Source organism: Collinsella sp. AM41-2BH (genome assembly GCF_003468085.1).
GTDB lineage: Bacteria > Actinomycetota > Coriobacteriia > Coriobacteriales > Coriobacteriaceae > Collinsella.
This window is the reverse complement of record NZ_QSGH01000003.1, coordinates 89415-102636: the sequence shown is the minus strand read 5'-3', so window position 1 is coordinate 102636 and position 13222 is coordinate 89415. Positions and strand designations below refer to the sequence as shown.

General features: G+C 58.3%; 12 protein-coding genes. 3 read left to right on the top strand and 9 right to left on the bottom strand.

Translation table 11 applies throughout. The features are described from left to right. Positions 1–169: 169 nt before the first annotated feature. The 5 genes from DW899_RS02675 to DW899_RS02655 all read right to left on the bottom strand — a co-directional run bounded on the left by DW899_RS02675 (position 170) and on the right by DW899_RS02655 (position 4744). Positions 170–1006: a PRD domain-containing protein gene (locus tag DW899_RS02675; RefSeq protein ID WP_158566554.1), complete on the bottom strand. Its 837-nt coding sequence runs from the start codon at positions 1004–1006 to the stop codon at positions 170–172. Between the two features lie 73 nt (positions 1007–1079). Then, complete coding sequence (locus tag DW899_RS02670) at positions 1080–1625, bottom strand: metallophosphoesterase (protein WP_233539878.1); 546 nt, start codon at positions 1623–1625, stop codon at positions 1080–1082. Between the two features lie 66 nt (positions 1626–1691). Further along, on the bottom strand, positions 1692–1871 hold the full coding sequence (locus DW899_RS02665; RefSeq protein ID WP_117799919.1) for a hypothetical protein: 180 nt from the start codon (positions 1869–1871) through the stop codon (positions 1692–1694). 264 nt (positions 1872–2135) lie between these two features. Continuing rightward, positions 2136–3515, bottom strand: a complete 1380-nt coding sequence (locus DW899_RS02660; RefSeq protein ID WP_117799918.1) for an aldehyde dehydrogenase — start codon at positions 3513–3515, stop codon at positions 2136–2138. A gap of 8 nt (positions 3516–3523) precedes the next feature. Continuing rightward, the gene (locus DW899_RS02655) at positions 3524–4744 is read right to left on the bottom strand and encodes an iron-containing alcohol dehydrogenase (RefSeq protein WP_117799917.1); all 1221 of its coding nucleotides are present in this window, start codon (positions 4742–4744) and stop codon (positions 3524–3526) included. A gap of 253 nt (positions 4745–4997) precedes the next feature. Between DW899_RS02655 and DW899_RS02650 the strand changes: the two genes are divergently transcribed. Further along, complete coding sequence (locus tag DW899_RS02650; RefSeq protein ID WP_070097113.1) at positions 4998–5561, top strand: ferritin family protein; 564 nt, start codon at positions 4998–5000, stop codon at positions 5559–5561. A gap of 242 nt (positions 5562–5803) precedes the next feature. Here the strand turns inward: DW899_RS02650 and DW899_RS02645 are convergent, their stop codons facing one another. Together DW899_RS02645 and DW899_RS02640 are read right to left on the bottom strand one after the other, a co-directional pair. Next, complete coding sequence (locus DW899_RS02645) at positions 5804–6685, bottom strand: hypothetical protein (RefSeq protein WP_117799916.1); 882 nt, start codon at positions 6683–6685, stop codon at positions 5804–5806. Positions 6686–7228: 543 nt separating this feature from the next. Further along, positions 7229–8665 carry a PLP-dependent aminotransferase family protein gene (locus DW899_RS02640; protein WP_117799915.1) on the bottom strand — a complete coding sequence of 479 codons (1437 nt, stop codon included), beginning with the start codon at positions 8663–8665 and terminating at the stop codon, positions 7229–7231. 145 nt (positions 8666–8810) lie between these two features. Here DW899_RS02640 and pdxS point away from each other — a divergent pair, with 145 nt between their 5' ends. Beyond that, positions 8811–9701: a pyridoxal 5'-phosphate synthase lyase subunit PdxS gene (pdxS, locus tag DW899_RS02635; RefSeq protein ID WP_117799914.1), complete on the top strand. Its 891-nt coding sequence runs from the start codon at positions 8811–8813 to the stop codon at positions 9699–9701. A gap of 20 nt (positions 9702–9721) precedes the next feature. After that, positions 9722–10309, top strand: a complete 588-nt coding sequence (pdxT, locus tag DW899_RS02630) for a pyridoxal 5'-phosphate synthase glutaminase subunit PdxT (RefSeq protein WP_117799913.1) — start codon at positions 9722–9724, stop codon at positions 10307–10309. 327 nt (positions 10310–10636) lie between these two features. Here the strand turns inward: pdxT and DW899_RS02625 are convergent, their stop codons facing one another. Both DW899_RS02625 and DW899_RS02620 read right to left on the bottom strand, forming a co-directional pair. Beyond that, positions 10637–11548 carry a hypothetical protein gene (locus DW899_RS02625; protein ID WP_117774394.1) on the bottom strand — a complete coding sequence of 304 codons (912 nt, stop codon included), beginning with the start codon at positions 11546–11548 and terminating at the stop codon, positions 10637–10639. A gap of 152 nt (positions 11549–11700) precedes the next feature. Next, positions 11701–13116 (bottom strand): MFS transporter, encoded by a 1416-nt coding sequence (locus DW899_RS02620; protein ID WP_117799912.1) that lies wholly within the window; start codon positions 13114–13116, stop codon positions 11701–11703. Positions 13117–13222: the final 106 nt, after the last annotated feature.

The window sequence follows — 13222 nt, the reverse complement described above, 5'->3', positions numbered from 1 at the left end:
ATTATGGTCTCGGCAGAATCGGTAGTGCCTCTCGGAGCTGCGCCGTGAGTAACACCCAACACACGGCGAGTATATGCGGCAGATGCGTTCGTTGCGGCTCAGATTACCGACGAACGGTAGCAAACGACCCGCGAACGGTCGCCATGACGGAAAGGAAATACCAGAGAGCCTATTTATCCGAGTGGACAGAAGCCACGCGATTCACATGCATGATCAGATAGACGAGCTCCTCTTGGGCCAATGGCTCGCCAAAGGTCTCTTGAATCAGATCGTCGACACGGTGAGCGCAACGCGATGCCGCCGGATACTGCTCCACGAGCACGTCGTAAAGACCGGAGTTCTCGGTATCGATCGGCTCTTTCTTTGCCACGCGGTCGAGCAGATAGCGCACATGAGTGGCAAAGCGGGCAAAGGCGAACGACGAGCGATCGACCGTCACACCCAACTCTTCTTGAATAATCGCGACCGTCATATCGAGCAGTCGCTCCTCGTGCTGCTCGGCAAGCACGCGCCGCTCGCTCGGCTTAACCGATGCGTTGACAATCGACATGGCAATGCCCGCGGCCTCGCTTCGGGGCATGCGCACATGAAAGCTCTTCTGGATACCGCGAACAGCCAGCTCGCCCAAGCGGCATTCGATGGGATGCAGCTGCTCAAGATCGCGCTCAAGCGGCAACGACACCACCATGTGTTCGCGGGCACGCTTAATGGCAAACTGAATATGGTCTGCCAATGTAATGGGAAGGTTAGGACTCAATTCGTACGAAAGCTGTCCGGTCGCGATATCAGCCAGCTGAGCAGAAAACTCCAGCACCTCGGGATCGACCTCATCGATAAACGCCAGGTACTTTGAATCAATGCCGTAAAAGGTACGCGTGATGACATCCAGGTCGACCTCACGCGGCATATCGCCAAAGCCGATACCACGACCCAGCGCGATAAGCTGACGCCCCGCGCCGTCTTCGCAGATGGCAGCGTTATGGTTAATGCGCTGGATAGCCCTCATGGATTCATCGCTCCTACTGAAACGCGCCGCACAGACCATCCGCGCGGCGCGTTCATTCTACCTGCACTTACAGCTACAGTCCAAAGAAGCCTAGGATTTGGTCACGGCTTACGGGCTTGTACTCGTTGGCATCGAGGCCGACATCATAGCGAAAGATGGGGCGCTCGCGATCGCGGTTGCGCGCGTTGGTGCGGTCTCCCCTGCTGTGGATATGCCCGTGCAACATGATGGCGCCACGCGCCTTGCCGTTCCAGCTGAGCATGGGGTAATGGCTCATTACCAGGCGATGGCCCTTAGCGTAACCGGGGGCGACCTCCAGATAATCGCGCACCTCATCCCAAATGTGCGGCGCGTCTGGATCTTCCCAGTCGCCGTCATGGTTACCGCGGATGAGCGTTACGTTCTGGCATTCGATGCGCTCGCGCAGGCGCACCGCTTCCGCCAGGGGCAATCGATACGTAAAGTCTCCCAGGACATAAAGGCGGTCGTCCACAGCCACGCACTCGTTGATGGCATCGATGACACGGCGGTTCATCTCCTCGACCGAGTCAAACGGTCGATCCATGTCGTGCAAGATATTCGTATCGCCCAGGTGCAGGTCGGCGGTAAACCACATCATCGTCTCTGTCCTCATTTCGCAACGCGTATAAGACCTGTTTAGTATACAGACGCGACGATGAGACAGTCACCCAAAGAGCCCGCCGAACAGACCTCGGCGACGCTTGTCCTTTTTATTCGAACCTTTACCCCGGGCGTTCTTATCCTTTTGCTTTTTGCGGTCCTGCTCCAACTCATCGTCATCGAGCAGCAAATCCCACTCAAACGGATCGCCTACCAGATCGAACAGGTCATCGTCATCAAACATGACCGCCTCCATCACCGATTAGCGAGTATCCACCACATAGTTGAGAAGTCTACGGGTTCGTGCGGACACAAATTCACCCCGTCCGTGTCTTTCAATCGCTTGCCGCAACGCTTGCGCGACGGGACGCTTGCAGATAAGATGGGAACACGGATGGCACCCGTGGCAGCGGGTCTTGCCAACTCCGATACACGTTTTCATCGTGAGAAATGGCCGTCTTCGCTTACGCGGGGGCGGCCACTTTGTTTATCCCTATGTCATCTGATTCTAATGCACAAACATGCGCACGAACTTGTGCTTCCAGCTTGCGTAAGGGGCATAGCGGAACGGCACGTCCAGCCACGTTGTCTTGTTCACGATGCTCTTCTTGTGGCTAAACGTATCGAAGCTCTCGCGTCCATGGTACTGTCCCATACCGCTCGCCCCCATGCCGCCAAAGCCCATATGGCTCGTGGCCAAATGCATAATGGTGTCATTAACACAGCCACCACCAAAGGGCACGTAACGCACAAAGCGCTGCTGAACCTCACGGTCCTGGCTAAAGATATACAGGGCCAGCGGCGTCGGACGATCCGTAATAAACGTCTCGGCCTCGTCTAGGCTCTCAAACGTCAGCACCGGCAAGATGGGGCCGAAAATCTCCTCCTGCATTACGGCGTCATCGGGGGACACGCCATCCAAAATCGTCGGCTCGATCTTGAGCGAAGTCTCGCGCGCGGTACCTCCCAGCACGACCTTATCGGGATCGATCAGCCCGCGCACGCGCGCAAAATGCTTGGCGTTGACGATATGCCCGTAATCCTCGTTATCGAGCGGATGCTCTCCAAACATACGGCGGGCCTCCTCCTTGATGAGACCCAGCAGCTCGTCGTGCACGCGCGTATCGACCAGCAGGTAGTCGGGCGCCACGCAGGTCTGCCCCACGTTGAGCCATTTACCAAAGGCGATACGGCGTGCCGCGACCTTCAAGTTAGCCGTCGCATCCACGATGCAGGGACTCTTTCCGCCCAGCTCAAGCGTCACGGGTGTGAGGTTTTTACTTGCACGCTCCATGACGAGCTTGCCGACCGGAACGCTACCGGTAAAGAAGATCTTGTCCCAGCACTCATCGAGCAACGCTTCGTTTTCGGCACGCCCGCCTTCGACGACCGTCACCAAGCGCGGATCAAATGCCTCTTCACAGATTTGCTTGAGCACCGCGCTCGATGCCGGAGCATAGGCACTCGGCTTGATGACCACGGTATTGCCCGCGGCAAGGGCGCCGGCGAGTGGCTCGAGCGTCAGTAAAAACGGGTAGTTCCACGGAGCCATGATGAGTGTGACGCCATAGGGCACGGACTGCGTCTTGCACACACTCACGGCGTTGGCGAGGTCACACGGACGCAGGCGCGAGCGACCCCATCGAGCCACATGCGCAATCTGATAACGAATCTCGGAAAGCGAGGTGCCGATCTCGCACATATACGCCTCGTCATGCGACTTTCCCAAATCGGTCTTGAGCGCATGGGCAATATCGGCCTCGTGGGCCCGCACCGCATCGCGTAAACTCACGAGCGCACGACGTCGAGCATCGACATCAAACGTGGCGTGCGTCTTAAAATAGGCGCGCTGATCGGCAACGATACGCGCGATTTCCTCGGTGTTCATGGGCCCTCCTAGTTCTCGTCTTCAAACATACCACCCGCAACGACCTCGTACATATGCTCGAGCTCCAAACGGTCCATTAAAAGCGGAACGGGGTACAGGGGATTGGCCTCGGCATCGGCATGGGCCGCCATTTGTGGAATATCGGAGCGGCGAATGCCCGTCACATATTTGGGTATGCCCAAGGCGGCATTCATGCGGTCGACCCAGTCGATAAAGGCTTCGGCCGCCAAGCTGTCCCGCGCGTTAGCCGGCGCGATACCGGCCATGCGGGCGAGGTCGGCGAGTTTAGGAGCAGCGGCTTCGCCATAGGCACGAAGCATGTGCGGCAGGATGATCGCGTTGGCCAAACCGTGCGGAACTCCGTATCGGCCGCCCAGACTGTGCGCGATGGCATGCACATATCCGACATAGGAGCGGGTAAACGCAACGCCCGCCTTATGCGCAGCCGAAAGCATATTGCGACGCGCACGCATGTCGTCGCCATGCTCATAGGCCTCGAGCAAATTGTCGTGGATGAGCTGCACCGCCTGGCGCGCCATCTTGCGCGTGTAGGGCGTGGTGCTACGGCCGATAAAGGCCTCGACGGCATGCGTCAGGGCATCCATACCCGTCTGCCCCGTAATGGAGGCGGGCAGGACGCGCGTAAACTCGGGGTCGTGCACCGCACAGCGCGGGATCAGCACAAAGTCGTTGATGGGGTACTTGTAGTGCGTCTCGTCGTCGGTAATTACCGCTGCAAGCGTGACCTCGCTTCCCGTGCCCGCCGTGGTGGGAACGGCGATGAGCAGCGGCAGGCGACGATGGACACGCAGCAGGCCGCGCATCTTGTTGATGGGCTTGTTTGGCTGCGCGACGCGTGCTCCCACGCCCTTGGCGCAGTCCATGGCCGAGCCGCCGCCAAAACCGATAATGGCCTGGCAGGCGCCCTCTCGATACAGGGATGCCGCTTCCTCCACGTTTGAGACCGTGGGGTTCGCACGTGTCTCGGCATAGACCGCAGCGCTAATTCCCTTGGACGCGAGCGCTGTCTCGAGCGGTGCCGTGAGCCCCAGACGGGCAATGCCGGGATCTGTCACGATAAGAACATGCTGTATTGAACGCTTTTGAAGCACTGCGGGCACTTCCTCAGCGTGCTCTAAAATGCGTGGCTCGGTATAGGGCAGTACCGGCAATGCGATGCGAAAAACCGTTTGATACGTTCGGCACCAGGCGCGGCGGGCTAGATGCATAAAGGAAGCTCCTTCATTTGTTGATTGGTCAACATTTGCTCGACCGATTGTACTCATCGGAGGTCGCACGAGGTCTAGCAATCGTTAATCAATCAACATCTACACATGCTTAAATTGTTTTATTAAAAATCATTCCTAATAGGCTTCACATTCGGTCTCATTTATGGATAATAGAACTCGTCAAGACGCACGTCCGGAGAGGGCCCTTACGGGACCGGACGAGCGCACCATCGCCATCGATCGAAAGGATCGAATCATGAAGTTTGTTTGCCCCGTTTGCGGTTATGTGGAAGAGTTCGACGGCGACCAGCTGCCCGAGGACTTCAAGTGCCCCCAGTGCGGCGTTCCCGGCTCTCGCTTCCTGAAGCAGGAGGAGGGCCAGCTCGAGTGGGCTGCCGAGCACGTCGTGGGCGTCGCCAAGATGGAGGGCGTCTCCGAGGACATCGTTGCCGATCTGCGCGCCAACTTTGAGGGCGAGTGCTCTGAGGTCGGTATGTACCTGGCCATGGCTCGCGTCGCTCATCGCGAGGGCTATCCCGAGATCGGCCTGTACTGGGAGAAGGCTGCCCACGAGGAGGCCGAGCACGCCGCCAAGTTCGCCGAGCTTCTGGGCGAGGTCGTGACCGACTCCACCAAGAAGAACCTCGAGATGCGCGTTGAGGCCGAGAACGGCGCCACCGCCGGCAAGACCGATCTTGCCAAGCGCGCCAAGGCCGCTGGCCTCGATGCCATCCACGACACCGTGCACGAGATGGCTCGCGACGAGGCTCGCCACGGCAAGGCTTTCGCTGGCTTGCTCAAGCGCTACTTTGGCTAAGCCAACTGCCTGAGACATAACCTCTAGCTCGAAGAAGGCCCGGACCGTATTGGTTCGGGCCTTTTTGTGTCTCGAGGACTCGTTAACGCCCTGAAATAGAGCTATCTTCGGCATCGGTTTCTCGTCAAAAACTAAGTGAGTAGACTTTTCGAAACTTGCCGAGCAGACCATCCGTATTGCTTTATAAAGTCGCAGGTAAATGACTTGTTTCAAAACGGCCTGGTCGCCAAAGTGCCAAAAGCCTACTCACTTAGAACCGCAGCCGTCCACGATCGAGCTGTTTTGTGTCTAACGGGCATCTTTCCGTCAATTACTCCCAATTTTGTCCAGTCAACGAATAGTTCAGACCGGAGTAATGTCTCAGCCCTTTGCTCATCTGAGCTTTTATCACGATATTCAGCATCGAGCATCCTGCATACGGCCTTAACGATCGCGTGGAATCTACCCTCATCGGATATCTGTCTGTGTGTCAGGAGAAGTACATCGTAGCCCATGGCCTGAAGGGCCGTCATGCGGTCAGCGTCACGCAAGCCATCCCCTGCGCATCCGTGCGAGGCCTTTCCCTGACATTCAATGGCCACCTGTCGCCTGCCGTCCGGCGAAGAAAGAAGTAGGTCGATATACACACGGGACTTTCCCACAATCGCTCGAGCACTTGTGCTTAGCATCACTTCAACATTAAGCTCTATGCCGCAGAAACCTTCGCCTCCCAGGGATCGCGGCAGTGCAAGTAGCAAATACGCCTCGACCTCAAAAGGCGACGCGGCGCCCAATGGAACGAGTTGCGATACCGCTATAAATCTATTGCCGTAACGCATCCCGCAAACATCTGAACAAAAACGGTCAAGGTCTCCGCCCAAAACCAAAGCGTCTCGACGCCATAAATTTGAGGCGGTGCCGTCCTCGGACGGGCAGCGCACCCAACCGAACGTTGTCGAAATCGCGCCCGAATCAATTGCACGCGAAAGCTCCGCCTCAAGTGCCGCCGGCAGGGCGCACACCGCAAACAAGCCACACACCTCCGCCAATACCAAAAGAAGCTGAAGATCCGTCAGATGCCGCAACATGATGAATGCCGTCAGTAGAGGAGACGTAATCAAAAACCCATGCTCCGTTTCCAGCACGGATTCCCTGGGAAGCTCACCAAGAAACAGCCGCTGCCTAATGCTGGCAGGACAAGTCCGTTTGTTTCTCGTCCGAACCAATGTATACAACGGAAAACCGAGCGCGACCGCAGCCGTCGGGTTGCGGGCGAGATCATATCGCTGCCGGTCTTCTTCCGGTCGTGGAAGAGGCGGACACAAAGCGCGGACTTGAGGAGGCAAACGCCAGTACCTAAAAGCCGATATGTCACAAAGTAGATCTTTCATAGGCACAGGAAATCACGAATTTCAACCCAGTCAGTCACGCATTGGCGCGAACGCACCAAAAATGGCGCCGAACGGACTGCCAAGTTTTCAACAGCCCTCCCCAACTGGCCAAAAGCTTGCCAAGAGCTGGACGAAGCCCTGTTGAAAACCCCATTTTTTTCTCATGCAGGAGCTTTGCGCGGCAAGTGAGTAGACTTTTTTTGAACATCCCGAGCAGGCCGGTCATCCTACTTTTCAAAACCGCAGGTAGATAGCTTGTTACAAAACTGCCTGGTCGCCAAAGTGCTAAAAGTCTACTCACTTAGGTTGCAGAGTGCCCCCCATTAGCTGCAATTCCAAGGTAGTTAGTACTTTTGGACTCAGATCGTCATACTGAACAAGAATTTGAGTTGAGTTTTCAGGGACAGATGCGCCATCGGCACACCAAAAACAGTCACCGATATCGATAAAAGGGATGCTCGAGCGCGTGAGGGCCCGTGCAAAAGTGCTTCCGCCCATTCCACGCTCCGCAACCACGATACAGTAAAGGCCCGCGTCTGCATGCTCGATCGAGACCTCCCCTGCCGGAAACGCTTTCCGTACAAGCGCTGCCAGGCCATCGCGTGCCTCGCGAGCACGCACGCGCACGCGGTTCACATGCCGCTCGTAATCACCCGATTCCAGCAAGCGCGCTAAAGCGACCTGGTCAACAGAACTTACCGACGAGGCGTAGAAACCAAGGTTGCGTTTAAACCTCTCCATTAGTTCATCGGGCAGCACCATGTACGCCAAACGTAACGCCGATGAAAGGCTCTTCGAAAACGTGTTGGTGTAGATGACCGATTGGGCGGCATCGATCGACGCGAGCGCGGGAATCGGCTTGCCGGCAAGGCGAAACTCACAATCAAAGTCATCTTCGATGAGATACCGGTCCGGCTGCTCGGCGGCCCAGCTCAGCAGGGCATAGCGACGCGCAATGCTCGTCACAAGGCCGGTCGGATATTGGTGAGACGGCATCAGGTGAAGGACATCCGCCCCGGTTTTCTGCAGAGCACTCAAGTCCACGCCTTCACCGTCCAACGGGATATGACGCACTTCGCAACCCATAGCCTGATAGATGCGCGTCAGGCGCAGATAGCCCGGATCCTCAACGGCATACACCTTGTCGGCTCCAAGCAACTGAACCAACATGGTATCGAGCAGCTGGGCGCCCGCACCGATAACAATGTTGTTGGGGTCGACATTCATACCCCTCGTCCCGCGTAGATGGTGCGCAATCGCACGTCGCAGCCGAGCGGTGCCCTGCGCCGGCGCGGGCGAAAAGATTTCGCGCTCGTCCTCGGATGCCAGCGTCGCCCGTAGCGCGCTTTGCCAAAGCCGCGCCGCCTCCAAAGCAGAAGGAGAAAGCGCATCGAATCGCTCGACCTGTCCGTTGACATCATGCACGCTGGGGCCCACAGAGACGGCATCTCGGTCGATGCCCTCCGCAGCCGAAGCCAAAACCGGTGCATCCGGAAGCTCGCAAGCGTAGTAGCCACGACGTGGCATTGAGCAAATATAGCCCTCAGCGAGTAACTGGCTATATGCATTCTCAATGGTAATAACACTGATTCCCAGATGACTGGCAAAGGCGCGCTTGGACGGCAGATGCTCCCCCGCCGTAATGCGTCCAGCTACGATATCATCTCGGATTTGCTGGTAAACATACTCATAGAGCGATGCTTCGCCGCGTTTTTCCAAATTGTAGTCAAGCATGAGTTTGTCACCTGACCTTATCGAGCTGTTCAATCTGGTATTAAGCTGACCTTATTATTATCTCGAAAACTGAGTATTTTGCCATGCGCAGCTCCCCGATAGGATTTTCCGTCAAGCAATGCACATGCCAACCAAGGGAGCAACCATGGCAGAACAGACCAGCAAGGCAGATCGCGTCAAACTCAATCGCGAACTCGCGCAGATGCTCAAGGGCGGCGTCATCATGGACGTCACCACGCCCGAGCAGGCACGTATCGCCGAGGAGGCAGGCGCCTGCGCCGTCATGGCTCTCGAGCGCATCCCGGCCGACATCCGCGCCGCCGGCGGCGTGTCGCGCATGAGTGACCCCAAGATGATCAAGGGCATTCAAGAGGCCGTCTCCATCCCCGTCATGGCCAAGTGCCGCATCGGTCACATCGTCGAGGCGCAGGTCCTTCAGGCCATCGAGACCGACTACATCGATGAGTCCGAGGTTCTCTCCCCCGCCGACGATGTCTACCACATCGATAAGACCCAGTTTGACGTCCCGTTTGTCTGCGGTGCCCGCGATCTGGGCGAAGCGTTGCGCCGTGTTGCCGAGGGCGCCACAATGATTCGCACCAAGGGCGAGCCGGGCACGGGCGACGTCGTCCAAGCCGTGCGCCACATGCGCAAGATTCAAAAGCAAATCCGCGACGTTGCTGCTCTGCGCGATGACGAGCTCTTTGAGGCAGCTAAGCAACTGCAAGTTCCAGTCGAGCTTGTGCGCGAGGTCCATGCCACGGGCAAGCTTCCCGTGGTGAACTTTGCCGCCGGCGGTGTAGCAACCCCCGCGGACGCCGCGCTGATGATGCAGCTGGGTGCCGAGGGCGTCTTTGTCGGCTCGGGCATCTTTAAGAGCGGCGACCCCGCCAAACGCGCCGCCGCCATCGTTAAGGCTGTGGCAAACTTCACCGACGCCAAGCTCATTGCCGAGCTTTCTGAGGACCTGGGCGAGGCCATGGTCGGTATCAACGCTGACGAGATCGAGATCATCATGGAGGAGCGCGGACGCTAGTCCAGCAGAAAGGATCTCACATGAGCGATTATGCAGGCCAGACGGTCGCCGTGCTGGCGGTCCAAGGCGCTTTTGCCGAGCACGAGACAAGACTATCCGAGCTGGGCGCACGTTGTATTGAGCTGAGGCAGGCGGCTGATTTGATGCAGGACTTTGACCGTCTGGTACTTCCCGGCGGCGAGTCCACCGTTCAAGGGAAGCTGCTTGATGAGCTGGGCATGCTCGAGGAGCTTCGCGCCCGTATCGCTGAAGGCATGCCCGTCCTGGGCACCTGCGCCGGCCTGATTCTGCTGGCGCGCGACCTTGCCGCCCATGACGATAAGGGCACGCCGCGTTTGGCAACCATGGATGTACTTGTCGAGCGCAATGCCTACGGCAGGCAGCTCGGCAGCTTTCGAACCAAAGGGCAAGTAGCCGGCATCGACGGTGAAGCGCCGCTGACGTTTATCCGCGCACCCCGCATCGTCGAGGTCCACGGCGACGCCAAGGCCCTGGCCGAAGTCGATGGCTGCATCGTCGCTGCCCGCCAGGGCAACCAGCTCGGCGTAACCTTCCACCCCGAACTCGATGAAGACACCCGCCTCCACGAATTGTTCCTACAAATGTAGACAGAGTAGAAACGAGCGTGGATTTTCGGACACATAACAAATGAGAGTGGATAATCTCCCACTTTGAGCTTGAATGCAGGCTCAAACCGGGAGATTATCCACTCTCATGCTATGTAGTCGTTTAAGAACGTCCCCAATGACTACCTTGGATCATGGCAACGCCGATGTTTTGGCAACGCCAGCGAGCGCCGCCCAGGGCGAACAAGTTGGCATGAAAAAGGCAAGGCATAGACCTTCTGGTCATGCCTTGCCTTTTGAATGACAAATTGTCGCCCTGGGTGGCGCGCAGCGTCAACTAGTTACGCGGTTCGTAGAACCGCGTAACCCCTAAAAGCGGTTGCCGCGGAAGCCGCCACCGTTGCGGCCGCCGCGATCGCCACCGCGACCGCCGCGGTCGTTACCACGGTTGCCGCCGAAGCCGCCACGGTTGCCACCGCGATCGCCATAGCCACCACGGTTGCCACCAAAGCCGCCGCGACCGCCACGGTCGCCGCCACGGTCGCCAAAGCCGCCACGGCCACCGCGATCGCCACCGCGACCGCCGCGGTCACCACCACGGCCACCGCGATCGCCAAAGCCGCCGCGACCGCCACGGTCGCCGCCACGGCCACCGCGCTCGTCACGGCCGCCGCGAGGACCGCGGTCCTCGTCCAGGCCCATGGCGACGAGCGGAGCGATAACCTTATCGAGAGCGGCCATCAGCTCGGTGGCCTCCTCGTAAGAAAGCTCAGGCAGGAGCTTCTCCTTCTTGTTGGCAAGCTCGACCAGGCCCTCAGCGGCATCCTCGGCAGCGAAGACGACGATCTTGCGCATATCGCCCTCGGCGTCGTCGATGCGGCCGACCAGATCGGCAGCCTCGGCCTCGGCCATCAGGCCATCGAGCTCACGAAGGCGCATGCCCAGCAGGTCGGACATCTCCTTCTGCTCCATCTTGGGCTTGAGGTCAAGAAGCTTGATGGCGCGCTCGATGTTCGCCATGCGCTCAGCCTTGGCCTCCTCCTCCTTGGAAATAGCAAAGCGACGGCTGCGCAGCAGGCGGGCGGCCTTCTGCATCTTGTCCATCAGCTCTTCGTCATCGTAATCAGCGGCGGCCTCGACAACCTCGGCCTCCTCCTCGGCGGAAACCTCGTCAGCAGCCTCAACCTCGGCAGCTTCGGTCTCCACGGTCTCGACTGCCTCGACCTCGGCAGCCATGGTCTCGTTCTCGGTCTCGTTCATGATCTCTTCGTTCTCAGACATGAGACTCCTTCTTGGCCCTCTCGGGCATCATCGCCCCATTCGCGGGGCCCGTCGCGCACTCTTTGCGCTTTAAACATTCATGCCTCTCGGCAAAACGTCCATTAGTTTATGGTGTCGCCATCCAATCTAGCTGCAGAATCTATGTGCACACATTAATGCGACATGTGCGACTCGCGGCGGGCGTACACCAGCGACACCGCGAACCCGGCCACGGCAATCACGGCCGCTACGCGCACGGCAGCCGCAAATCCGATCGCCTGGGCAACGTCCGCCGCAACGCCAGCGGCGCCGGCAACCGCCGCAGAACTCGAGAGCAGGCCGATAAACAGGGACGGGCCAAACGACGCGGCAATCATGTTCCACGTGTTGAGCAATGCCGTTCCGTGAGGATGCTCAGCGGCGGGCAACGTCTCCAGGCCGGCCGTCTGCGAGGGGCTCAGCACCAAACCGACACCGGCATACACCACAACAGTCAGCGCCACGACAATACCAATGTTCATGCTTGCCGCGGTCATCGAAATTGCAGCCTGTCCCACAGCAATCAGGGCAAAGCCGACCGGCAGCAGCGGCCACGCGCCACGGGCATCCATCACGCGTCCGCCCACAATCGAGGTCACAGCGTTGCAGGCAATCGCCGGCAAAATGAGCAAGCCAGCAACATGAGCCGTCATGCCGTATGCGCCCTCAAAATAGAGCGGCAACAAAACGCTCATCGAGAACGTCGTCATCATCGACACCACCACAAGCAGGCATGCAGGCCAAAAACGAACGCTCGCCATGGGACGCACGTTAAGCACCGGATGCTCGAGCTTGAGCTGACGAACCGCAAACAGGCCGAGCACCACAACAGCGGCGAAAAGCGCCACGATACCGGCCATCACATTGGTCGAGAACTCTCCTACGGAATACACGAACGCCGTAATGCCGGCGGCGAGCAAAATAACCGACAGGATATCGAGCGAAACATCCAGGCGCTCTCCGACATTTCGAACGAGCTTTGCTGCCGCCGCAGCGACCACAACACCGGCCACCAGCGGCACTACGAACACAGCCCTCCAGCCAAACAACGTGCACATAAGACCGCTGATTACGGGGCCAAACGCCGGTCCCAACGTGATGCAGGCACCGCCCAGGCTCAGATACAGGCCAAGCTTCTCGCGCGGAGCACAAGACAGCACCACGTTCATCATGAGCGGAAACAAGATGCCCGATCCCGCAGCCTGCAAAATGCGACTTGGCAGCAAGACGGTAAACGTTGGGGCGACCAAGCACAGGACTTCTCCGGCGACCAGGCATCCACATGCGAAAAACAGCAGCTTACGCGTCGAAAAACGACCAGACAGAAAGGCCATGATGGCCGTAAAGATCGACGTCACGATCATGTAGCCCGAAACAAGCCACTGCGCCGTGGTGGCACTCACCGAAAAGGCCGCCATAATGTCGTGCAGCGCCACGTTAATGATGTTCTCGTTAAACGCGGCAACAAAGGCTGCGATATACATGACGACGAGAAACGCCGAAGTGCCCGATGGCGTTGCCCTAACTTGTTGCTGAGATTTGTTCCCCATGCATTTCCTTCCTCTTGGAACGACCGTCGCATCGCCCCGGAGGAACCGTCCAGGGCGAGAATGAGCCCTAGACTTACGCCAAATGCCGCAACACGACGAATCTGGC